The organism is Pasteurella pantherarum, assembly GCF_049670885.1.
In the GTDB taxonomy this organism is placed as follows: Bacteria; Pseudomonadota; Gammaproteobacteria; order Enterobacterales; family Pasteurellaceae; genus Pasteurella.
In genome coordinates this window covers 431,585-455,598 of record NZ_CP187173.1, presented here as the reverse complement: position 1 = coordinate 455,598, position 24,014 = coordinate 431,585, and the positions used below count along the sequence as shown (strand labels likewise).

The window sequence follows — 24,014 nt, the reverse complement described above, 5'->3', positions numbered from 1 at the left end:
GTGAAGTCATGGCATTATTAGATATTCGTAATCTTTGTATTGAAATTGATACACCAAATGGTCGTATTAAAATTATTGATAACGTCAACCTCACCTTAAATGAAGGGGAAATTTGTGGATTGGTGGGAGAATCAGGATCGGGGAAAAGCCTCATCGCCAAGGTGATTTGTAACGCATTCAAAGATTCATGGATTGTCACTGCGGACCGTTTCCGCTTTGATAATGTGGAGTTACTCAAACTGACCCCAACCCAACGCCGTAAATTATTGGGACGTGAAATTTCAATGATTTTCCAAGATGCACTGACGTGTTTCGATCCAAGCAAAAAAATTGGTAAGCAACTCATTCAAAATATTCCCTCAAGAACATTCAAAGGGCATTGGTGGCAATGGTTTGGTTGGAAAAAACGCAGAGCGATTGAATTATTACACCGTGTCGGCATTAAAGAGCATAAGGACATTATGCAAAGCTACCCTAATGAGCTGACTGAAGGGGAAGGACAAAAAGTGATGATTGCCATTGCGGTGGCAAATCAACCTCGCTTATTGGTCGCAGATGAACCCACAAATTCCGTAGAGTCGATCACCAAAGTACAAATTTTTCGTTTACTTTCAAGCATGAATCAAAACCTCGGCACATCCATTTTAATTACCAGTAATGATATCAATAGTATTAGTGAGTGGTGCGATACCTTCTCCGTACTTTATTGTGGACAAAATGCAGAATCAGGGCCGAAAGAAAACCTGTTAGAAACCCCACACCACCCTTATACACAAGCATTATTACATTCTATTCCTGATTTCAGCCAACCTTTGCCTTTAAAAAGTCGTCTAAATACCTTAAAAGGCACCGTCCCTTTACTTGAACAAATGCCTATTGGCTGCCGTCTTGGTCCTCGCTGTCCTTTTGCACAAAAAAAATGTATTGTGAAACCTAGTCGATATCGAATTAAACAGCATGAATTCTCATGTCATTATCCGTTAAATCTGCGAGAAAAATATTTCAAAGAAAAAGCCGTGGTCAAACCATTAACCCTACAAACAACAAAATCAGAATAAAGGATAAGCCATGCCATTATTACAAGTTGAGGAACTCTCCAAGTCCTTTACGGATAAAATCAGCTTTTTTGGTACACAACAATTTACCGCTGTTGATAACATCAGCTTGAGCTTAGAAGCCAAAAAAACCCTCGCAATCATAGGAAAAAATGGTTCAGGGAAATCCACCCTTGCTAAAATGATTGTTGGCATCATTCCCCCAACCTCTGGAAAAATACGCTTTAAAGATCGAGATCTTCATTTTGGTGATCATCACTATCGAGCAAAACATATTCGTATGGTGTTTCAAGATCCCAATACTGCATTTAACCCACGCTTAAATGTAGGGCAAATATTGGATGCACCTTTACGTCTTGTAACCCACTTAGACATTCAAGAACGCAATCAAATTATCTTTGAAACATTAAAATTAGTTGGTTTATATCCTGATCATGCAAACGTCAAAATCAATACCATGTCAGCTAGCCAAAAACAACGTGTTGCCCTTGCTAGAGCCTTAATTTTAAAACCAGAAATTATTATCGCCGATGATGCACTGGGTGCATTGGATGCGACAGTCAAAACACAACTGACCAACCTGATATTAGAATTACAAGAAAAGCTCGGCATTTCTTATCTTTATATTGGACAACATTTAGGGATTATCAAACATATTGCTGATGATGTATTAGTGATGGACGAAGGAAAAATGATTGAATATGGCCCAACAAAAAGCCTTTTTACTGCCCCACAAACGGAAGTGACTAAACGCTTAGTTGAAAGCCATTTTGGTCGCTTGCTAGAAGAAGATTCTTGGCGAATGAAACAAGCAGAGTGAAACCCTCAATGCAGGTTATGATTTTGCTCGCTGAATACGATCAACAAAAAATAACACCAGTGATCTCGGTAAAAAATAACCTGAATAAACCATCAGCTTATTCATTATCCCCGGTACGATCAATGGTTTACCCAAATGTTTAATGGCATATCTTGCCACGGTTTCTGGATCCTGAAATTTTAAACGAGAAAATAATGTGGAAGATGCATCCTGCATTGCCGTTTTGATAAAGTCAGTCCGAGTCGGGCCTGGTGCTAAGACAGACACTTTAACATGAGTCTTTTTCAGCTCATAAGCTAACCCCATACTAAAAGCGGTCACGAAGGCTTTAGTTGCATAATAAACCGACATCATTGGCCCACCAGGCATTTCTCCCGCCACAGAAGACACATTTAAAATACAACCAACATTCCTTTTGAGCATATCTTGAACATAGTATTTACTTAAAATCATCAAGGATTGCACATTGAGGTTTACCATCGCCACCTCACTGGCGAGTGAGGTTTGATGAAAATCACCAAATACCCCCACGCCTGCATTATTAATCAATAAATCAACGAAATAACCTTTTTCTTTCGTCATTTGATACAACTTATCAGCATTCTCTAAACAAGAAAGATCAAGAGAAATCACTTCAATCTGAGGATAAATCTGCTGTAATTCAAGCAACGTCTCAACGTTCCTTGCTACTAAAATTAATTTTCTCCCTTGTGAAGCATAAAGCTTCGCAAATTCATACCCAATACCAGAACTCGCCCCCGTGATCAAAACATATTCCTTGTTCATAATCATTCCTCTTAAAATAGCAGCCATGATGGCTATTAGTACCAATAAAACTTTTTTAAAATTAACCGCACTTTGGGATCCCCATACAAAAGTGCCGTAATAAAAAATTGTTATGTGATTTTAACATGGGAAACCCCTTCTATCACGCAACACGATGAGCTACCACTAGACTCTCTGACGATAAATTAAACACATTATCGATATCGAAACCATACTGCATCATAACCGCATGATAAGCTAAATGTATTGACAATCCTTAAGATGAGTCAGTGAAAAACAACGGGAAAGGCATTTAGATATTGCAAAGCATCATGGTTTTTCTGATATAAAACAGAATACCGCACGTTAAATATGAAAACCGTAACAACATGAGCGTAGCTCCCGCCAAGTAGAAGAATAAATACCGTACTATGGTGTGAATGGAGGAAAAGAAATTCAAGAGGATATAAACCAATTGACCGCATAAAGTGCGGTCAATTTTTTATCATATTAGTCAGCTATTCCAAAAGATAAGACCTAAAATAGCCGTAAGAGGATATCGGAAAAAGAAATATAAAAATATGACAATAAGCTGTGTTACCAATCCCCAGAAGAACACTTGACCAATTGTAGCACTGCCAAAAAGAAAAAAGAGCAAGCCAATTTCATAGGGCAACATGGCAATAAACCAACTTAATTGTGTTAATCGGTCATTTTTCATTACGGTCTCCTCACCTAACTGATCACTTAACACTCGCACTCAAAATTAGAGTAGATTTAAATAATATATTGCGTAATTTTAAAGCACTTGAAAAAGAATGACAACCTACGAGACATTCTACCCACAGTATGGCTTACAAAGTGATATAGACATCAACGAGTAACAATCACAAGTATAAAAATAAGTTGATTTATAAGTATTAGAGAACAAAAACGCTTTAAACCCATTTTAAAGTTCTTTTAAATTTTTATAAATTACGTTTTTATATCCAGAATGTACAAATTACGCGATATGGATAATGTAGTGTGGACATCAAATGTAAATTCTTTCATCCAATTACGTTTTTATTCAACCTTTAGGGGTGTAAAAGTGCGGGTGATTTTAAGAAAGTTTTGTTCAAATGGGTGTGGGGCGGTATGGGTTGGATATGGGGAAGTATCGGGATAATTGTTTGTATTTGTATTTGTATTTGTATTTTTATTTCCTTTTTATTTCCTTTTTATTTCTGTTGTAATGGACAAAATGCTTACTAAAAAGCACGAAACGCTTTCAAGTGGACAACAGTGTGGGATCTCCATTATATTTTTGATCGTTAACTGCTTTTCTTATGAAAAAATTCTTAATAAACATTATGTTATGCTTTTTACTTAATCCATTGTGATTTATTAGTTTCCTTTTAAGCTCACCAAATATAGCCTTTTTCTCTCAAGCTATTCAGTGCATTTTGATAATATTCATCGCATTCTGCACTCACAATTTGATGATAAATCACCTTCTCACTTGAGCTATCCATGATGACCAAAACACCAAACTCTCGCCGTATCCATAATAATATTCAAATAAGTTGAAATAGGTGGTTTTAAGGCTGTTTTTGGGCTTTATCAATATGTCTTTGAATAGTTTTAACAGAGGCATTTATATTTTAAAGCGAGTTCTTTATAGGTTTGTTTACCCTGAGAATAATCAAGCCAAATATCGATAGGATTTAATTTCTTTTGAAGTGTAAATGTTTATTACAAGAGGAGCATTTATAGTGTTGAATATTATTTCTAACACCATTTTTCTTTATATTCTGTTTAGAGCAGAAAGGACAGTTTTTTGCTCATATTTCAAAAAAGTGGCTTAAAGCCTTGTACTATAAGGCTCCAAGCCACTTTTTAGCAACCATTTTGTCCATTACATGTTTATTTTCCCCCAAAACAAAAAACCCCAAGTATCGCTACTTGAGGTTTCTCTTCATTCAGACCTGGCGGTGACCTACTCTCACATGGGGAAACCCCACACTACCATCGGCGTAACAGCGTTTCACTTCTAAGTTCGGCATGGATTTAGGTGGGTCCACTGCACTATCGCCGCCAAGATATTCCTTTGATGTTCTCTCTTGTCTTTTCTCTTCTGTTCTTTATTCTCTGCTTTGCTGCTGTTGTACTTTCTTCACTCTCGCACTTTAATCAGAAACAAGCTGTCTATCAGAGCTCTTCTACTTACTTTCCGCGTCTCTTCGCATTCGTCTTCGTATCACTTCATTTAGCATCAACACCCAAAAATACTTGAGCGTTGTATGGTTAAGCCTCTCGGGCAATTAGTATTGGTTAGCTCAATGTATCACTACACTTACACACCCAACCTATCTACGTCGTAGTCTACAACAACCCTTACTGACTTTAAGTCAGGGATGACTCATCTCTTGGCAAGTTTCGTGCTTAGATGCTTTCAGCACTTATCTCTTCCGCATTTAGCTACCCAGCAATGCCTCTGGCGAGACAACTGGAACACCAGTGATGCGTCCACTCCGGTCCTCTCGTACTAGGAGCAGCCCCAATCAATCATCCAACGCCCACGGCAGATAGGGACCGAACTGTCTCACGACGTTCTAAACCCAGCTCGCGTACCACTTTAAATGGCGAACAGCCATACCCTTGGGACCTACTTCAGCCCCAGGATGTGATGAGCCGACATCGAGGTGCCAAACACCGCCGTCGATATGAACTCTTGGGCGGTATCAGCCTGTTATCCCCGGAGTACCTTTTATCCGTTGAGCGATGGCCCTTCCATTCAGAACCACCGGATCACTATGACCTGCTTTCGCACCTGCTCGACTTGTCTGTCTCGCAGTTAAGCTTGCTTATACCATTGCACTAACCTGACGATGTCCGACCGTCATTAGCAAACCTTCGTGCTCCTCCGTTACGCTTTGGGAGGAGACCGCCCCAGTCAAACTACCCACCAGACACTGTCCGAGACCCCGTTTCAGGGTCTTCGTTAGAACATCAAACGTTAAAGGGTGGTATTTCAAGGATGGCTCCACAATGACTGGCGTCACTGCTTCAAAGCCTCCCACCTATCCTACACATCAAAATTCAATGTTCAGTGTCAAGCTATAGTAAAGGTTCACGGGGTCTTTCCGTCTAGCCGCGGGTACACCGCATCTTCACGGCGATTTCAATTTCACTGAGTCTCGGGTGGAGACAGCCTGGCCATCATTATGCCATTCGTGCAGGTCGGAACTTACCCGACAAGGAATTTCGCTACCTTAGGACCGTTATAGTTACGGCCGCCGTTTACTGGGGCTTCGATCAGGAGCTTCTCTTTCGATAACACCATCAATTAACCTTCCAGCACCGGGCAGGCATCACACCCTATACGTCCACTTTCGTGTTTGCAGAGTGCTGTGTTTTTAATAAACAGTTGCAGCCAGCTGGTATCTTCGACTTACTTCACCTTCAGAGGTTTACTCCTACAATTACCGTAAGCGCACCTTCTCCCGAAGTTACGGTGCTATTTTGCCTAGTTCCTTCACCCGAGTTCTCTCAAGCGCCTGAGTATTCTCTACCTGACCACCTGTGTCGGTTTTCAGTACGGTTTAGATAAACCTGAAGCTTAGTGGCTTTTCCTGGAAGCGTGGTATCAGTTACTTCAGTGCCGTAGCACCTCGTCATCAGTTCTCAGTGTTATGAAGACCCGGATTTGCCTAAGTCTTCCACCTACCGCCTTAAACAGACATCCAACAGTCTGCTAACCTAACCTTCTCCGTCCCCACATCGCAGTTTATCCAAGTACGGGAATATTAACCCGTTTCCCATCGACTACGCTTTTCAGCCTCGCCTTAGGGGCCGACTCACCCTGCCCCGATTAACGTTGGACAGGAACCCTTGGTCTTCCGGCGAACGAGTTTTTCACTCGTTTTATCGTTACTTATGTCAGCATTCGCACTTGTGATATCTCCAGCAAACTTCTCAATTCACCTTCATCGACTTACACAACGCTCCCCTACCCAACAGATTTACATCTGATGCCGCAGCTTCGGTGCTATATTTGAGCCCCGTTACATCTTCCGCGCAGGCCGACTCGACTAGTGAGCTATTACGCTTTCTTTAAATGATGGCTGCTTCTAAGCCAACATCCTAGCTGTCTAAGCCTTCCCACTTCGTTTCCCACTTAATATAGACTTGGGGACCTTAGCTGGCGGTCTGGGTTGTTTCCCTCTCCACGACGAACGTTAGCACCCGCCGTGTGTCTCCTGAGTATCACTCTTCGGTATTCGCAGTTTGCATCGGGTTGGTAATCCGGGATGGACCCCTAGCCGAAACAGTGCTCTACCCCCGAAGGTGTCCGCTCAAGGCTCTACCTAAATAGATTTCGGGGAGAACCAGCTATCTCCCGGTTTGATTGGCCTTTCACCCCCAGCCACAAGTCATCCGCTAATTTTTCAACATTAGTCGGTTCGGTCCTCCAGTTAGTGTTACCCAACCTTCAACCTGCCCATGGCTAGATCACCGGGTTTCGGGTCTATACCTTGCAACTCAACGCCCAGTTAAGACTCGGTTTCCCTTCGGCTCCCTTATTCAGTTAACCTCGCTACAAAATATAAGTCGCTGACCCATTATACAAAAGGTACGCAGTCACCCTTTCGGGCTCCCACTGCTTGTACGTACAGGGTTTCAGGTTCTATTTCACTCCCCTCACCGGGGTTCTTTTCGCCTTTCCTTCACAGTACTGGTTCACTATCGGTCAATCAGGAGTATTTAGCCTTGGAGGATGGTCCCCCCATCTTCAAACAGGATTTCTCGTGTCCCGCCCTACTTATCGTAAGCTTAGTTCCACAATAACATTTTCGAGTACGGGATTATCACCCTCTTTGATTTGGCTTCCCAGCCAATTCCTCTAATATCATCGCTAAAACTTACTGGCTCTTCCGCTTTCGCTCGCCGCTACTTACAGAATCTCGGTTGATTTCTTTTCCTCGGGGTACTTAGATGTTTCAGTTCTCCCGGTTCGCCTCTCTTGCCTATGTATTCAGCAAGAGATAGTAGATTCTTCATCTACTGGGTTTCCCCATTCGGATATCTTGGATTAAACGCCTCTTATCGACTCATCCAAGCTTTTCGCAGATTAGCACGTCCTTCTTCGCCTCTGATTGCCAAGGCATCCGCCCTGTACGCTTAGTCACTTAACCATACAACCTCAAGTATTCTTATACAAACGTATACTTACCTGATGTTGCTGTTTAGACACTAAACACTTGCATGCCTTTTTTCATGCAAGATTTTTTCTACTCAGACTTTCTTTCGAAAATCTCTTCAGTTTTTCAGCTTGTTTCCAATTTTTTAAAGAACAATAAAGACAAGTCAAAATGGCTTCGCCATTTTTCGCTCATCATTGCTAAGCACTCTTTTCTTTATCCATCAACTTTTATTCAGTCAACGCAAAATACTTAGCAATGATGTTTGGTGGAGATAAGCGGGATCGAACCGCTGACCTCCTGCGTGCAAGGCAGGCGCTCTCCCAGCTGAGCTATATCCCCAGCATCATCGCTCCTACGTCCTCACTCATATGAGTGGTGGGTCTGAGTGGACTTGAACCACCGACCTCACCCTTATCAGGGGTGCGCTCTAACCACCTGAGCTACAGACCCGTAGGATGAACTTCGTTCTCTTGATTTACACAATCTACCAAACAATCTGTGTGAACACTTGCAGTCGTTCCATTTTCGGTTAAGGAGGTGATCCAACCGCAGGTTCCCCTACGGTTACCTTGTTACGACTTCACCCCAGTCATGAATCATACCGTGGTAAACGCCCTCCCGAAGGTTAAGCTATCTACTTCTGGTACAACCCACTCCCATGGTGTGACGGGCGGTGTGTACAAGGCCCGGGAACGTATTCACCGCAACATTCTGATTTGCGATTACTAGCGATTCCGACTTCATGGAGTCGAGTTGCAGACTCCAATCCGGACTTAGATGCACTTTCTGAGATTCGCTCAACGTCGCCGTCTCGCCGCCCTCTGTATGCACCATTGTAGCACGTGTGTAGCCCTACTCGTAAGGGCCATGATGACTTGACGTCATCCCCACCTTCCTCCAGTTTGTCACTGGCAGTCTCCTTTGAGTTCCCGACCTAATCGCTGGCAACAAAGGATAAGGGTTGCGCTCGTTGCGGGACTTAACCCAACATTTCACAACACGAGCTGACGACAGCCATGCAGCACCTGTCTCAAAGCTCCCGAAGGCACTCCCGTATCTCTACAGGATTCTTTGGATGTCAAGAGTAGGTAAGGTTCTTCGCGTTGCATCGAATTAAACCACATGCTCCACCGCTTGTGCGGGCCCCCGTCAATTCATTTGAGTTTTAACCTTGCGGCCGTACTCCCCAGGCGGTCGATTTATCACGTTAGCTTCGGGCACCAAGCTTAAAGCCCAATCCCCAAATCGACAGCGTTTACAGCGTGGACTACCAGGGTATCTAATCCTGTTTGCTCCCCACGCTTTCGCACATGAGCGTCAGTACATTCCCAAGGGGCTGCCTTCGCCTTCGGTATTCCTCCACATCTCTACGCATTTCACCGCTACACGTGGAATTCTACCCCTCCCTAAAGTACTCTAGACTCCCAGTCTGAAATGCAGTTCCCAAGTTAAGCTCGGGGATTTCACATCTCACTTAAAAGTCCGCCTGCGTGCCCTTTACGCCCAGTTATTCCGATTAACGCTCGCACCCTCCGTATTACCGCGGCTGCTGGCACGGAGTTAGCCGGTGCTTCTTCTGTAATTAACGTCAATGATGCTATCTATTCAATAACACCCCTTCCTCATTACCGAAAGAACTTTACAACCCGAAGGCCTTCTTCATTCACGCGGCATGGCTGCGTCAGGGTTCCCCCCATTGCGCAATATTCCCCACTGCTGCCTCCCGTAGGAGTCTGGACCGTGTCTCAGTTCCAGTGTGGCTGGTCATCCTCTCAGACCAGCTAGAGATCGTCGGCTTGGTAGGCCTTTACCCCACCAACTACCTAATCCCACTTGGGCTCATCTTATGGCAGGTGGCCAAAAGGTCCCACCCTTTACTCCTCAGAGATTACGCGGTATTAGCTGCAGTTTCCCACAGTTATCCCCCTCCATAAGCCAGATCCCCAAGCATTACTCACCCGTCCGCCACTCGTCAGCAAAGAAAGCAAGCTTTCTCCCTGTTACCGTTCGACTTGCATGTGTTAAGCCTGCCGCCAGCGTTCAATCTGAGCCATGATCAAACTCTTCAATTCAAGTTCAATCGCTCAATAAACTGCTTAGCTAAAGTTTACATTTACTTCATAAGTATAATGAATTTTCAGTTTAAGCACCTATTAAGACTTCAATTTTAAAAATCTTTTCTAAATGAAATCAATCAACAAGTGCCCACACAGATTGTCTGTTAGATTCTTAAAGAACAAAAAATAACGACGCGATGTGTATCTCATTCGTTTACAACGTCGCGTCGTTGTGTGGGGCGTATTATAGGGAATTTAAAACCCTTTGCAACCCCTTTTTGAAATTTTTTTTTGATTTTTTATCAAGTGATTACAAAGCGAGCAAAAATGGTTGTTTTGGCTCGAGTTTAATACTACAGTAAGTAAAATTGATACTATATTAAAGGAGAGCAAAATGAACTTTCGAAATATGATCGGTCTTGGCGTTGCCGGTAACTTTGCAGGCCATTTAGAACAAGCGGGTGAAGCGGCTGATTTTATTACGGTCAAAACAGAAGAGGATATTCAGCCTAAAGCGATTTTTCCTTTTTATATTCCCAGTCATGAGCTGTCAGCAGAACAGCAATTCCTCTCTACCTTCCCACTTACTCATCATTTAATTTGTTTTCCTGGACAAGGGGCAGATAATTTGCAAATTGAACCAGAGATTGCGTTAATTTGTGATATTGAATATGTGGATAAAAAAGTATCGACACTAACACCTCGTTATTTTGCAGCTTACAATGACTGTTCTATTCGTCGTCCTAATGCGAAGAAAATCAGTGAGAAGAAAAACTGGGGAGAACATTCCAAGGGCATTTCGACAACCCTGTTGCCTTTAACTTCCTTTGAACTAGGTTCGGAAATTGATCAATTTAACATTGCCTGTTTCCATAAGCGTGGCGAGGTATTTAATGAATATGGCATTAATAGCCCTGCATTAGGGTACAGTTATTTCCACCATAAACTCTTGAATTGGATTATTCATAAAATGAATACCCAGCCAGATCAAGGACCGATGAATGATATTCCTTCCTTAATTGAAAAAGCCCACTATCCAAAACAGGCAATTATTAGTATTGGTGCAACGCGTTATACAAAATTTGGTGAGCATCATTTCTTACAAGTGGGCGATACAAGCATTGTTGTGGTATATAATGCGAAAAAATATGCACCACAAGACATCGCAGAAATGGCGAAAAAAGAACAATTTCCTTCGGATATTTCAGCTTTAGTCCAGAAAGTGATATAACAAGCCAACATCCAAAAGTGCGGTCAAAAGTTTTAAAAAAAATACCGCACTTTTGACATCTACATCATCAGGCTTTTCTGAGCGACACTTCACCCCCATTGAAATATTGTTTACCTTCTTGCGTCATTAATTGAAGGTAACCACGCTCATCAATCCCTTGCTCGATGCCTGTAATTTGATAACTTTCTGTCAACACTTTCACTTCTTCGCCCAAATAGGCATCGACATTTAACCAATCTTGACGAAATTCTTCATCAATTCCCACCTGTTCAAAACGCGTTAACCGAAAAATAAGATGTTTCGTTAAGGCAACAATCAACCTATTGCGATCAATCTTTGGTAAGACTTCCGTTAGCTCTGCCCAAGGCTGATCAATTTTATTTTTTTGTTTAGGTAATGAAAGATTAATCCCTAAACCAATGACTAAATGATGTTGACGATCTTGTCGATGACCGATCTCTAGCAAAATCCCCGCCAACTTACGCCCCTGTAATAACACATCATTCGGCCATTTTAATCCGATTCCCGATGCACCAAATTCTTTTAGTGTTTCAGCAATCGCCATGCCGACAACTAAACTAACGCCTTCTAAATTAACATCATGCGAAAATGTCCAATACAGGCTCATAATAACCTGCCCTGCAAAAGGCGAAAGCCATTGTCTACCACGTCGACCTCGCCCCGCTGTTTGATATTCGGCTAAACAAAGGGTGCCTTTTCCCAAATAAGCCAGATTATCCAATAAGTATTGATTGGTAGAGTCAATAATTGGCTTAATATGTACAGAATAAGGAGCAAGAGCTTGAGTTAAGTATGATTCGTTTAAGCGGGCTAATTGCGGAATAAGCTGAAAACCCACCGCACTTTGTTCTATGTGAATCCCCTGTTCAATCAATTCTTCAATTTGAGTTAGCACTTGCTCTTCACTGCATGAAGAAAGCAGTGCTAATTCTTCAAGCGAAAGGGTTTGGTGCGTGGCCAATAAGGAAAGTAGATAAGTCATAAAAATCCTTCTTTTGTCTAAGCGAAAGTGCTTTTTTAGCATAAGCCAATATTTTACGCAAAATCGATTAAAAAATCCGTTTTCAAACCCTCGTGAAGTCTGTATAATGCGACCGCAATATTTTTTATCCATTTTATTTTTCATATCAACCTAAGAGAGAATATTGCAATGTTACGAGTAATAAAAGAAGCATTAACCTTCGATGATGTTTTGCTTGTCCCAGCACATTCTACTGTGCTTCCCAATACCGCAGACCTTTCCACTCAAGTCACAAAAAATATCCGCCTCAATATCCCAATGTTATCCGCTGCAATGGATACTGTCACTGAAACAAAGCTTGCGATTTCTCTTGCTCAAGAAGGTGGCATTGGTTTTATCCATAAAAATATGTCCATTGAGCGTCAGGCGGACCGTGTACGTAAAGTGAAAAAATTCGAAAGTGGTATTGTCTCTGAACCTGTTACCGTTTCGCCTTCACTCACGTTGGCTGAACTGGCAGAAATGGTGAAGAAAAATGGCTTCGCAGGCTTCCCTGTTGTGGATGCAAGCGGTGAGTTAGTCGGTATTATTACAGGTCGTGATACACGCTTTGTTACCGATTTAAACAAAACGGTTGCCGATTTTATGACACCAAAATCTCGCTTGGTCACGGTAAAAGAAAATGCCAAACGTGAAGAAATTTTCCATTTAATGCACGAAAACCGCGTTGAAAAAGTACTTGTGGTTGACGACAGCTTTAAACTCAAAGGTATGATCACCTTAAAAGATTATCAAAAAGCAGAAAGCAAACCGAACGCCTGTAAAGATGAATTTGGTCGTTTACGTGTGGGTGCGGCTGTTGGTGCTGGTCCTGGTAATGAAGAACGTATTGAAGCACTGGTGAAAGCAGGGGTGGATATTTTGTTAATCGACTCTTCCCACGGGCATTCTGAAGGGGTGTTACAACGTGTACGTGAAACACGTGCAAAATACCCTGATTTACCAATTATCGCAGGGAATATTGCCACCGCAGAAGGTGCCATTGCTTTAGCGGATGCAGGTGCCAGTGCGGTGAAAGTGGGGATTGGCCCTGGTTCAATTTGTACCACACGTATCGTAACCGGTGTGGGTGTGCCTCAAATCACGGCAATTGCTGATGCCGCAGAAGCTTTAAAAGATCGTGGCATTCCTGTCATTGCAGACGGTGGTATTCGCTATTCTGGCGACATCGCCAAAGCCATTGCCGCAGGGGCTAGCTGTGTCATGGTGGGTTCAATGTTCGCTGGCACCGAAGAGGCACCAGGTGAAATCGAGCTTTATCAAGGCAGAGCCTTCAAATCTTATCGTGGAATGGGATCACTTGGGGCAATGAGCAAAGGTTCAAGTGACCGCTATTTCCAATCTGACAATGCTGCAGATAAACTTGTACCAGAAGGCATTGAAGGACGTATTCCATACAAAGGTTTCCTTAAAGAAATTATCCACCAACAAATGGGCGGATTGCGTTCTTGTATGGGCTTAACGGGCTGTGCCACCATTGAAGATCTCCGCACTAAAGCCCAATTTGTCCGCATCAGTGGTGCAGGCATCCAAGAAAGCCATGTGCATGATGTCACCATTACTAAAGAAGCACCAAACTATCGCATGGGGTAATTAAAGCAACTTTCTTCCCCTACATTCGTGGGGGAAGTTTTTTTATTTTTAATTTATGAAAAAATTTTATATTTTTGCACCGCACTTTTTCTTACAGCTTGCGGTGGCTCCCAAAAATTTTCGGAAAGTAATTTAAATTCAAAAATTAAAAAGAACACTGGGCAATGCAACCCGCAGATGAGACTTATCGCGTTATCCAATTTAAAATTACCCAACTGAACAATTCATCATGACAAGCAACGCAAACTTTTTGGAATAAAAAAATTGAGCCACATTCAGTTAACTTAACTGACATCAATATGGTGACTTTGTTATTAGAAAATTATGTTATTAAAACGTATCAGCAACCAAATTAATCGCTGTTTTCGCCAATGTATCAATGCGAAAAATCGAAAAAGGATAAAAAATACCAGCCCGACGGTGATTTCCAGTAATTGTACTGGGGCATTTATGTTGCACGATTTACAGTTACGTTTTAATTCCCCTTTTGTGAATTTGTATTTAACGCCAAAAGATTTTATTTGTTATTTAAGCAAGATGGATTTTTATCGCAATCAGACCCTTGAATTTATCCAAACGGAGAAACGCTATCCTGTTGGAAAACTTGCTGATTTAACCATCCATTTTATGCACTACCATAGTGAGCAAGACGCTGCAAAAAAATGGCAAGAACGTACCACGCGTATGAATTTGGCTAATCTGTTTATCATAATGACAGACCGAGATGGCTGCACTTACGAAGACTTAGTCGAATTCGACCGTTTACCTTTTGCCAATAAAGTGGTCTTCACTTATAAAGACTACCCAGAACTCAAAAGTGCGGTGAAAATTTCAGGTTTTTCTGAGCTAGGAATGGTCGGCGATCTCTTTGAAAACACAGGCTTATTTGGCAAACGCTATTACGACCAATTTGATTATGTGGAATGGTTTAACAACGGGTTCAAAAATTAGAGAATTTTGCAAATTTTCTGACGTCTTCTTTGAAGAAAATCAACAAGTCGCCCAACAAGGTGGCAATGTTGCCAAAGTGGCTTTTGCAAGAGTTGGAAAGTAAAACGGGCAATAAAGTGGTAAGTGAGTTATCGGCGAAGAAGATGTTGATAAAAAAGAAAAAGTCAAAATAAAGTAAAATTAGAAATTATATGATTTTAATATATTTATAATGGTTTTATAAAAGGATTATTCTATGAAACTAGAATTGCAAACACCATATATAGGATCACTCGAAGATAGTTATTTAGCAAGATATGGTCATTGTTCTCAGATTGAAAGTATCGCAGATGTTTTATCATTATACGAAGATCTAAAAAATAAATTTGTAGATTGTACTCCATTATTTATCTTTGAAGACATTAAACAATGTGAATATACAAGTTTTCATCGAGAGATTGCTGATTTTTCATCAGAAAAAATTGATGATCCAACATGTAAACAACAATTTTTATATACCCTTGAGCAATTAAATAAAACAAAAATTTCTTTTGATGAAATCTATACAGAAACTTTTTTTACAGAGAATTTTTTCAAATTAAGAGATGTGAATAACAATCCAATTCATTTATTTAAGTATGGGTTAGACATAAAATTATGCCCTACTAAAAAATCTACAGATACTTTTGCTGCAATGATTAATGGGTATTTTACAGGTGATTTTCAGCCAGATGAGAACTATACAATAATTCAAAAATTATATAATAATTATAACTTTGATTTTATCGGTATCGGTTCTGTATTTTTATTTTTTAAAGTAGCTCAACCACTATCAAAAGAATTAGCTAAAAACTTATCAGATGATTTGGCAAAAATTTATAACTTCACATCTGAACAATTACAAAAAATGTTAGATGAACATTTAACTACGAAAGAGTATCTATTTTTGCCATATGCTGAAAATTTCGAAGACTTTATTTCAGAAGATTATTAATTAAAGAGAAATCAAAAATGAAAAACATCCACAATCATAAAATTTTAATTTTGGACTTCGGTTCACAATATACGCAACTTATCGCACGTCGTGTGCGTGAAATCGGGGTGTATTGTGAGCTTTGGGCTTGGGACGTGACGGAGTCGCAAATTCGTGAGTTCAATCCGACAGGGATTATTCTTTCGGGCGGCCCTGAAAGCACCACAGAAGAAAACAGCCCACGTGCCCCTGAATATGTGTTCAATGCAGGCGTGCCCGTGCTTGGCATTTGCTACGGCATGCAAACTATGGCTATGCAGTTGGGCGGTTTAACTGAAACCTCTGACCATCGTGAATTCGGCTACGCGAGCGTGGACTTAAAAGCCGCAGATGCACTATTTGCAAAATTAAACGATGATCTCACCGCTAGCAATCCAAAACTTGACGTTTGGATGAGCCATGGCGATAAAGTCACCCAATTACCACCGCACTTTACCATCACTGGCGTCACCCCAACCTGCCCAATTGCCGCAATGTCAGACGAAAGCCGTCGTTTCTATGGTGTGCAATTCCACCCAGAAGTGACCCACACCAAAAGCGGCTTAGCATTGTTGAAAAACTTTGTGGTCGGCATTTGTGGTTGTGAAACTAACTGGACAGCAGAAAACATCATCGAAGATGCGGTGGCTCGCATTAAAGCACAAGTGGGCGATGATGAAGTGATTTTAGGTTTATCAGGTGGCGTGGATTCCTCTGTCACCGCACTTTTATTACACCGAGCCATCGGCAAAAACTTACACTGCGTGTTCGTGGACAACGGCTTATTACGTTTAAACGAAGGGGATCAAGTCATGGAAATGTTCGGCGATAAATTCGGCTTGAACATTATTCGTGTCAATGCAGAAGATCGTTTCTTAGACGCACTCAAAGGCATTGATGAACCTGAAGCGAAACGCAAAACCATCGGTAAAGTATTCGTGGACGTATTCGATGATGAATCGAAAAAACTCACGTCAGTGAAATGGTTAGCACAAGGCACGATTTATCCAGATGTGATCGAGTCTGCGGCTAGCAAAACGGGCAAAGCCCACGTGATCAAATCGCACCACAACGTTGGTGGTTTGCCTGACTATATGAAACTTGGCTTAGTGGAACCGTTACGTGAACTGTTCAAAGACGAAGTGCGTAAAATCGGCTTAGCTCTTGGCTTGCCAGCAGAAATGCTCAACCGCCACCCATTCCCAGGTCCAGGTTTAGGCGTGCGTGTGTTAGGCGAAATCAAGAAAGAATATTGCGACTTACTGCGTAAAGCCGATGCGATTTTCATCGAAGAACTCTACAACTCAGGCTGGTACTACAAAGTCAGCCAAGCGTTCACTGTGTTCTTACCTGTGAAATCCGTGGGTGTCATGGGTGATGGACGTAAATACGACTGGGTTGTATCGCTTCGTGCAGTAGAAACCATCGATTTTATGACCGCACATTGGGCACATTTGCCATATGACCTACTCGGTAAAATCTCCAACCGTATCATCAATGAAGTAAATGGTATTTCACGTGTTGTTTATGATGTAAGTGGAAAACCACCTGCGACCATTGAGTGGGAATAACCGCCCTCCTCTTTCATAATAATAAGGGAATCAAAGCTCATAACCTGTTGATTCCCTATCTAACACCGACAAGCCTTATTTGACAAATATAGACATTCAGTTTGTGATCATTTTTTGGGAAATGTAGATCCAATATGTCATGCATCAAAGCAAACTCGTTTCACCGATTTAAAAAATTTACATTAGTTTTCTCTAATTTACATAAAATAAACTTATTTTAAATATTGATCTTTTTATTTCAAATAATTTACAAAATATAACTTAAAATTATATTTATTTATTCTTTCTTATATTTAAATAGAAAACATTTTCTATTTTTTACCATTTTAACCCTTTCCATTCTAATTTCCTTTCTTTCTATAGAAAAAATATCACTTATGAACCTCACCTATCTTTCAGCGATATTTGCCTTTTTTTCTCTAGTATATATAATCCCTATTAATGCAATAGGTCATCGTATTACAATTAGACTTTAAATGACCATAAAAAAGAAAGGCATTGAGCAATCAGAGGATTCGCTATGCTGTTTTTTTTCGAAAACTTAGAAAGAAATTTTTCATCCTATTACATACATAACATACTGTAATATATAGTTATATTCTATTTCTATTGGCATAGATAATGGAATTTAATTAAAACAAGCAAATAAAGAATATTTTTCTTAATTTTATTAGTTATATAAAATAATTTTTATTATTTACATACTAACAAACAAAATATTATTTTTTAGTATAGAAAGCAGATTATTAAATATAGACTTATAAAAATCTAAAAATAAAAACTTTAAAACTTAATCAATAACGCTTTATGATAAACAAAAATTTCTTTTTAAATGTCATTTGGTCAATGGGTAGCCATATCTTATCAAGGGGTGTTTTACTACTTTCTGGGATGCTATTAGCAAGAAATCTTTCAGTTGAAGATTTTGCTATGTATAATTTTTTCCTCATGACTTCAATGACTATTATGAATTACAGTTCTATGGGATTGGAAGTCGCTTCATCTCGTTTCTTTGCCGAAAAAAAAGAAAATCAAAATCATATTTTATTAGGAAATTTGTATAGTCTCGCAACAATTCTTGCATTATGTTCCGCCGTCATCACATTTATTTTTATAGATATAATTTGGGATATCAGCGTCTTTTATAAGTCATTAATGACTATAACGGTTTTTTTCTTAGTAATAAATATTGTACCTACTGGTGGGGTTATGGGAGTGGAGAAATATAAAGACTTATTCTTCCTCTCTATATTTAATGCCGTCATCATTTTTTCTGGTGTCTTCTTGACTATTGCATTAGAAAACATCTCAATACAAATCTATGCTTATATATTATCCGTCATATTCTCCATTTTAATTCAAACATATATTCTAAAGAAAAATACTGACTTATTTAGCAGCTTTTCCCACTTCAAATTGAATAAAAAAGCAATTAAAGAAATCATGTCTTTTGGGGGCATAATGTCCATTGTATCCATCTTTGCGGCAACCGCACCTTGGCTACTCGGTAAGATTATATTAGATCGTTTTAATGAATTATATTTTTCCATTTACAGTATTGGTTTACAGTGGTTCGCATTAGCGATGTTTATTCCAGGCATGATATCAAGAGTAATCTTACCGAGATTAGTGAAAGAATATAAAAAAGATAAAACATCGAAGAAGGAAGTTAGAACAACTTTATTATTTACCCTTGTAGTATCATTCATCTTGTTTATTTTTGGTTCATTATTATCCCCTTATCTTATTCAGTGGTATGGGAATGAATATATGCCATTTTCGAACATTATTTCTTTCTTCTTTTTAATTGCCATTGCTTATGCACCAATTAATGTTTTAGCCAATATCATTATTGTTAAGTTAAATACCAAAATATGGTTTTTTATTACTCTTGCGTGGTTTATTTGTTTACTCATTTTGCTCTTGCCAATGATAAACCTATACGGTTTTTGGGGTGTGCTTTATGCACAAGGTATTAGTGCTTTGTTATACAACATATTGGCTTTAATCACCTGCATAAGACATGGATATATTTAACTTGAATAACATCATCTAAATTGAAAAAAACATATGAAATCGAAGATCAAACAGCATAAATATTTCTTTTTATCATTTATTGGACTCGTTCTTCTGAGAACAATGAGTGCCATGGGTGCGGATCTTTCTTTTTTAATTTTAGCTGTTATCGCGTTATATGGTGGGAAATATCTTATATTTTCTTACCTGCTCTCTTGGTTATTTACCCTATTTAATCCAGTGATTGGTCCTGAAGGCAATTACGCTGCATTACTTCGTTATGTGATTATATTATTTGGATTTACACACATTATTTTTTATATGCTATTAAATAAAATAGTAACTGTTCCCAAATATTTAGTTTGGTTTTTTCTATTAACTATTTGCATACTGATACATAGCATCATGATTAGTTATGAACCAGCAATTTCAATTTTAAAACTACTCTCTTGGGGTATTGCCGCCTTTACTTTATTAAGCACATGGATATTTATGCCAAATGAAGAGAGGGAACAAACCTATCATTTACTTATTTTACTTCTCAAAACATTAATACTCATCAGTTTACCGTTCTTATTCATTCCAGAAATAGGCTATGCCAAGAATGGAACGGGCTTTCAAGGATTATTAAATCATCCTCAAGCATTTGGTCCCACTATCGCATTACTGGGAAGTATTATGATTGGCAATATTTTATCAAGTAAAAAGCTTAATCTTTCTAATCTCGTATGGTTTGGCATCTGTGCTGTGCTGGTTATTTTATCTGAAGCCAGAACAGCTGGTTTAGCATTAATCTTAGCCTTAACACTTTCAATCTTATTAAAGCCTTTATTTACGGGTAAAAATTTTGTAGATGCAAATCCTATTTTTAAAAATAAATACTTCTACCTTTGGTTATTCATCATTCTTGCGGCACTTGCTACTTCTTACCCTTTATATATAGATAGCATTGAAAGCTATATTTTTAAGCGGACTCATTCAACATCATTGACTGATTTAGCAGATGCCTCTCGTGGTGCACTGGTACAAGATATGCTACGCAATATTACCGAAAACCCATTCCTTGGTATTGGTTTTGGTGTCGCATCAAATCCTAATCATCTTGATGTTGTCAGAGATCCTATTTTCAATTTGCCCATAAGTGCAGTTATCGAAAAAGGGGTTCTCCCCATTGCGATTATTGAAGAACTCGGATTAATTATCGGAACATTCGTATTTTTATGGTTTTTGTACTCATTCCGCCAAGCCGCAAAATCTGATGTGCAAAAATTAACAACCGCATTATGTATATTCTGCCTTAATTTAGGCGAAAACATGTTCTTTTCTATTGGCGGAATGGGCATGCTCATGCTCATCTTCTTTACCCGAAGTGTCATTCAACAAGGGATAGGTAAATAATGAAAAAACAAGTTTGGTTTTGGCAATTAATTTTGAGTCCGCACATGGTCAATGTTGCTTTTGAATTAGCAAAATTTGATGTGGAGGTGCATTACGTTGTTGCTGAAATTATGTGTGATGAACGTGCAAAATTAGGTTGGAATCAACATATTCCTGAAAATATGAATATTCATATTCATATTTTAGATAAAAAATCTTTTTTAGATTTACTGCCGTTAAGCAATGAAAACGCCATTCATATATTGCAAGGGATTCGAGGAAATGGGTATGTCACGGAACTCATGCAACACTTCCATGCTAAAAGCCAGCCTTTTTGGATCATCATGGAAACTGTGGAGCTTGTAGGATTAAACAAATTGATAAAACCTTATCTTTATAAATACCTCTTTAATAAATACAAAAAAAATATTAGTGGTATTTTGGCCATTGGGCACCGTACCAAAAAATGGATAGCTCAGCTTGGCAGTATTGAAAATCATAAGATCTATCCGTTTGCTTATTTCTTGCTTGAAAGTCAGCTACCTACAAATATGCAAAGCCAATCGTTAAAAGATAAATTCACATTGATTTATGCTGGAACACTAAAAGAAAGAAAATGCCCGACGCTTATTGTTGATGCATTAAGCCGATTTCCTTTAGAGGAGCAAGAAAAAATACAACTCTGGTTCGTTGGTGATGGTCCATTAAAAAACGATCTCGCTCAAGCCCTCGCGAAAACAAAAATTACCCCTACATTTTTTGGCAATATTCCTATTGAACAAGTCAGGGAATATATGTCCAACGCAGATTGCCTAGTACTGCCAAGCCAACATGATGGATGGGGAGCTGTCACAACAGAAGCATTAATAGAGGGGACACCTGTTATTTGTAGTGATGCGTGTGGTTCCGCTGAAACCATTCTCTGCAGTAAACAAGGCGGGGTTTTTAAAGCGATGCTTACTCAAGAATTATATACCTTATTAAAGAAACAATTTTCTTTAGGGAAAGTCAGACCAGAACAACGTCATTCTCTAAAAGAATGGGCAAAAAGTCTCACGGCTCAAGCTGGTGCAAAATATTTATTCACAATTTTGTTTACCAGTAATAAAGAAGACGCGCCATGGAAGAACATGTGATGAAAATAAATAACAAACCCAAGATACTTATTTTAATTGGCACCTATTTACCTGGGGTAAAAGGTGGCGGACCAATTAGAACCATTCATAATTTAGTATCTCGCCTAAATGATGAGTTTGATTTCTTTATTATTACATCCGATAGGGATTTACATGATAAGAAACCATACGAAAACATTACCTTAAATGAATGGACAAAAGTGGATAATGTCAATATTTATTATCTACAAGATAAGGCTTTATTGCTGAATGTCATCAATTCAATTGATTATGATCTTATCTATATTAATAGTTTCTTTAGCGTACATTATTCTATCAAGCCTATTTTTTGGAGAAAAATAAAAAAAGCGAGAAATAAACCTATCATTATTGCACCAAGAGGCGAGTTTTCATCTGCTGCATTAAATATAAAAAGCAAGAAGAAAAAACTATTTATCACGCTTGCAAAATGTCTTTCTCTTTATACTAAAGACATTGTCTGGCAAGGTTCATCAGACGATGAAAAGAAAGATATTACCCTTTTCCTGTCGCAAAATAATATTCCTTATAAGGAAATCGTGGTTGCCAGTGATTTAGCCAATTTAAAATCTATCCATATTGATAAAGACAAACCCCAAAATAACGAATTGAGAATTTGCTTTTTATCTCGAATTGTTCCTATTAAAAATATTAAGTTTGCTTTAAACGTATTAAAACAAGTTGATTTCCCAATATTCTTAGGAATATATGGTCCTATTGAGGATTACGAATATTGGAATGATTGTTTGAAATTAATTAGTCATTTACCTCATAACATTAATGTTGAATATTTTGGCATTGTAGAAAATAAAAAGGTGCAAGAAACCATCGCAAGATACGATTTATTCTTCGTTCCAACTAAAGGGGAAAACTATGGGCATGTGTTTATTGAAGCACTTTCCTCTGCAACGCCAATTTTATTAAGTGATCGAACACCGTGGAAAAATTTAGAAAAAAATGGGATTGGTTGGGATATTCCGCTAAATGATATGAATAAATTCGTTGAGGTTTTATATCAATTTTATCATCTCGATCAAGAAAGCCGATTTTTAATAAAACAAAAATGTTTAGCCTTTGCAGACTCTGTTGTAAACAACAAAGCAGTATTAGACGCCAATAGAAATATGTTTTTAGATTTATTATAACCCTTAAATTTGAGAAACCTATTATGTTTAAAAATAAAGTACTTTTAATTACAGGTGGAACGGGCTCTTTTGGTAATGCGGTCCTTAAGCGTTTTTTAGAAACGGATATTAAAGAAATTCGTGTTTTTTCTCGCGATGAAAAAAAGCAAGATGACATGCGAAAAAAATATCATTCCGATAAATTAAAATTTTATATTGGTGATGTTCGTGATTACAACAGCATATTAAATGCAACACGTGGTGTGGATTATATCTATCATGCTGCAGCCTTAAAACAGGTTCCTTCTTGTGAGTTTTATCCATTAGAAGCGGTAAAAACCAATGTATTAGGGACGGATAATGTCTTAGAAGCTGCGATTCAAAATCATGTGGAAAGGGTGGTCTGTCTCAGTACAGATAAAGCCGTTTACCCCATCAATGCCATGGGGATTTCGAAAGCCATGATGGAAAAGGTCATTATTGCTAAAGCGCGTAATCTTGATAAAACGGCGACAACCGTTTGTTGCACACGCTATGGCAATGTGATGGCATCTCGTGGCTCAGTGATTCCTCTCTTTGTTGATCAAATCCGTCAAGATAAGCCACTAACCATTACCGATCCCAGCATGACCCGATTCATGATGACCTTGGAAGATGCGGTAGATTTAGTCTTATACGCCTTTGAAAATGGGCAAAATGGTGATGTTTTTGTACAAAAAGCCCCTGCGGCAACCATTGAGACGCTAGCAAAAGCCATTACCGAACTTCTTTCTATTCCAGACTACCCTATTTCCATTATTGGGACTCGTCATGGTGAAAAAGCCTTTGAGGCATTATTAAGCCGTGAAGAAATGGTGCATGCCATCGATGAAGGGGGCTATTTCCGTATTCCCGCCGATCAACGTAGCTTAAATTACAGCAAATATGTTGAAAAAGGGGAACCTAAAATTACAGAAGTGACGGACTACAACTCACATAACACTAAGCGTTTAAATGTTGAAGAAATGAAACAACTGCTCCTCAAATTGGAGTTTATTCGCAAAATGGTTGACGGTGAATACATTTCGCCAGAGGTATAAAG

The 24,014-nt window shown here is 39.2% G+C and carries 15 protein-coding genes, 2 tRNA genes, 3 rRNA genes and 1 pseudogene; 12 read left to right on the top strand and 9 right to left on the bottom strand.

Features of this window, described 5'->3' with window-relative positions:
- Nucleotides 1–8 precede the first annotated feature (8 nt).
- Together ACPEEM_RS02255 and ACPEEM_RS02250 are read left to right on the top strand one after the other, a co-directional pair.
- A complete protein-coding gene (locus ACPEEM_RS02255) occupies nucleotides 9–1,058 on the top strand; it encodes an oligopeptide/dipeptide ABC transporter ATP-binding protein (protein ID WP_424401247.1) in 1,050 nt (349 codons plus the stop codon).
- A 10-nt stretch (nucleotides 1,059–1,068) separates the two neighbouring features.
- Entirely contained in the window at nucleotides 1,069–1,875 is an 807-nt protein-coding gene (locus ACPEEM_RS02250) for an ATP-binding cassette domain-containing protein (RefSeq protein WP_424404589.1), read from the top strand.
- A gap of 15 nt (nucleotides 1,876–1,890) precedes the next feature.
- Here the strand turns inward: ACPEEM_RS02250 and ACPEEM_RS02245 are convergent, their stop codons facing one another.
- The 8 genes and pseudogenes from ACPEEM_RS02245 to ACPEEM_RS02210 form a co-directional block, all read right to left on the bottom strand.
- The gene (locus tag ACPEEM_RS02245; protein ID WP_424404592.1) at nucleotides 1,891–2,661 is read right to left on the bottom strand and encodes an SDR family NAD(P)-dependent oxidoreductase; all 771 of its coding nucleotides are present in this window, start codon (nucleotides 2,659–2,661) and stop codon (nucleotides 1,891–1,893) included.
- 493 nt (nucleotides 2,662–3,154) lie between these two features.
- Complete coding sequence (locus tag ACPEEM_RS02240; protein ID WP_424401252.1) at nucleotides 3,155–3,361, bottom strand: hypothetical protein; 207 nt, start codon at nucleotides 3,359–3,361, stop codon at nucleotides 3,155–3,157.
- Between the two features lie 985 nt (nucleotides 3,362–4,346).
- A pseudogene (locus ACPEEM_RS02235) lies at nucleotides 4,347–4,445 on the bottom strand (transposase-like zinc-binding domain-containing protein); the annotation flags it as partial.
- Between the two features lie 160 nt (nucleotides 4,446–4,605).
- Nucleotides 4,606–4,721 (bottom strand): 5S ribosomal RNA (gene rrf, locus ACPEEM_RS02230).
- Between the two features lie 201 nt (nucleotides 4,722–4,922).
- Nucleotides 4,923–7,817, bottom strand: a 23S ribosomal RNA gene (locus ACPEEM_RS02225).
- Nucleotides 7,818–8,089: 272 nt separating this feature from the next.
- Nucleotides 8,090–8,165 (bottom strand) — tRNA-Ala (locus tag ACPEEM_RS02220).
- A gap of 34 nt (nucleotides 8,166–8,199) precedes the next feature.
- Nucleotides 8,200–8,276 (bottom strand) — tRNA-Ile (locus tag ACPEEM_RS02215).
- 80 nt (nucleotides 8,277–8,356) lie between these two features.
- Nucleotides 8,357–9,898: ribosomal RNA gene (locus ACPEEM_RS02210) — 16S ribosomal RNA — on the bottom strand.
- Together the 16S, 23S and 5S rRNA genes with 2 tRNA genes alongside form the textbook arrangement of a ribosomal RNA operon.
- A gap of 379 nt (nucleotides 9,899–10,277) precedes the next feature.
- Here ACPEEM_RS02210 and ACPEEM_RS02205 point away from each other — a divergent pair.
- Complete coding sequence (locus tag ACPEEM_RS02205; RefSeq protein ID WP_424405555.1) at nucleotides 10,278–11,114, top strand: DUF5718 family protein; 837 nt, start codon at nucleotides 10,278–10,280, stop codon at nucleotides 11,112–11,114.
- Nucleotides 11,115–11,181: 67 nt separating this feature from the next.
- Here the strand turns inward: ACPEEM_RS02205 and birA are convergent, their stop codons facing one another.
- Nucleotides 11,182–12,117 (bottom strand): bifunctional biotin--[acetyl-CoA-carboxylase] ligase/biotin operon repressor BirA, encoded by a 936-nt coding sequence (birA, locus tag ACPEEM_RS02200; RefSeq protein WP_424405551.1) that lies wholly within the window; start codon nucleotides 12,115–12,117, stop codon nucleotides 11,182–11,184.
- Between the two features lie 168 nt (nucleotides 12,118–12,285).
- Between birA and guaB the strand changes: the two genes are divergently transcribed.
- The 9 genes from guaB to ACPEEM_RS02155 all read left to right on the top strand — a co-directional run bounded on the left by guaB (nucleotide 12,286) and on the right by ACPEEM_RS02155 (nucleotide 24,012).
- A complete protein-coding gene (gene guaB, locus ACPEEM_RS02195; protein WP_424402639.1) occupies nucleotides 12,286–13,749 on the top strand; it encodes an IMP dehydrogenase in 1,464 nt (487 codons plus the stop codon).
- Between the two features lie 324 nt (nucleotides 13,750–14,073).
- Nucleotides 14,074–14,700, top strand: coding sequence for a DUF1919 domain-containing protein (locus tag ACPEEM_RS02190; RefSeq protein ID WP_424402638.1), 627 nt, complete (start codon nucleotides 14,074–14,076; stop codon nucleotides 14,698–14,700).
- 235 nt (nucleotides 14,701–14,935) lie between these two features.
- The gene (locus tag ACPEEM_RS02185; RefSeq protein WP_424402637.1) at nucleotides 14,936–15,673 is read left to right on the top strand and encodes a hypothetical protein; all 738 of its coding nucleotides are present in this window, start codon (nucleotides 14,936–14,938) and stop codon (nucleotides 15,671–15,673) included.
- A gap of 17 nt (nucleotides 15,674–15,690) precedes the next feature.
- Complete coding sequence (guaA, locus tag ACPEEM_RS02180; protein WP_424402636.1) at nucleotides 15,691–17,262, top strand: glutamine-hydrolyzing GMP synthase; 1,572 nt, start codon at nucleotides 15,691–15,693, stop codon at nucleotides 17,260–17,262.
- A gap of 807 nt (nucleotides 17,263–18,069) precedes the next feature.
- The gene (locus ACPEEM_RS02175; protein WP_424407576.1) at nucleotides 18,070–19,299 is read left to right on the top strand and encodes an oligosaccharide flippase family protein; all 1,230 of its coding nucleotides are present in this window, start codon (nucleotides 18,070–18,072) and stop codon (nucleotides 19,297–19,299) included.
- 33 nt (nucleotides 19,300–19,332) lie between these two features.
- Nucleotides 19,333–20,676, top strand: coding sequence for an O-antigen ligase family protein (locus ACPEEM_RS02170; protein WP_424402634.1), 1,344 nt, complete (start codon nucleotides 19,333–19,335; stop codon nucleotides 20,674–20,676).
- The gene (locus tag ACPEEM_RS02165; RefSeq protein WP_424407574.1) at nucleotides 20,676–21,791 is read left to right on the top strand and encodes a glycosyltransferase; all 1,116 of its coding nucleotides are present in this window, start codon (nucleotides 20,676–20,678) and stop codon (nucleotides 21,789–21,791) included. The genes ACPEEM_RS02170 and ACPEEM_RS02165 overlap by 1 nt, the downstream gene beginning before the upstream one ends.
- Nucleotides 21,776–22,954 carry a glycosyltransferase family 4 protein gene (locus ACPEEM_RS02160; protein WP_424407572.1) on the top strand — a complete coding sequence of 393 codons (1,179 nt, stop codon included), beginning with the start codon at nucleotides 21,776–21,778 and terminating at the stop codon, nucleotides 22,952–22,954. The genes ACPEEM_RS02165 and ACPEEM_RS02160 overlap by 16 nt, the downstream gene beginning before the upstream one ends.
- A gap of 23 nt (nucleotides 22,955–22,977) precedes the next feature.
- The gene (locus ACPEEM_RS02155) at nucleotides 22,978–24,012 is read left to right on the top strand and encodes a polysaccharide biosynthesis protein (protein WP_424407570.1); all 1,035 of its coding nucleotides are present in this window, start codon (nucleotides 22,978–22,980) and stop codon (nucleotides 24,010–24,012) included.
- Nucleotides 24,013–24,014: the final 2 nt, after the last annotated feature.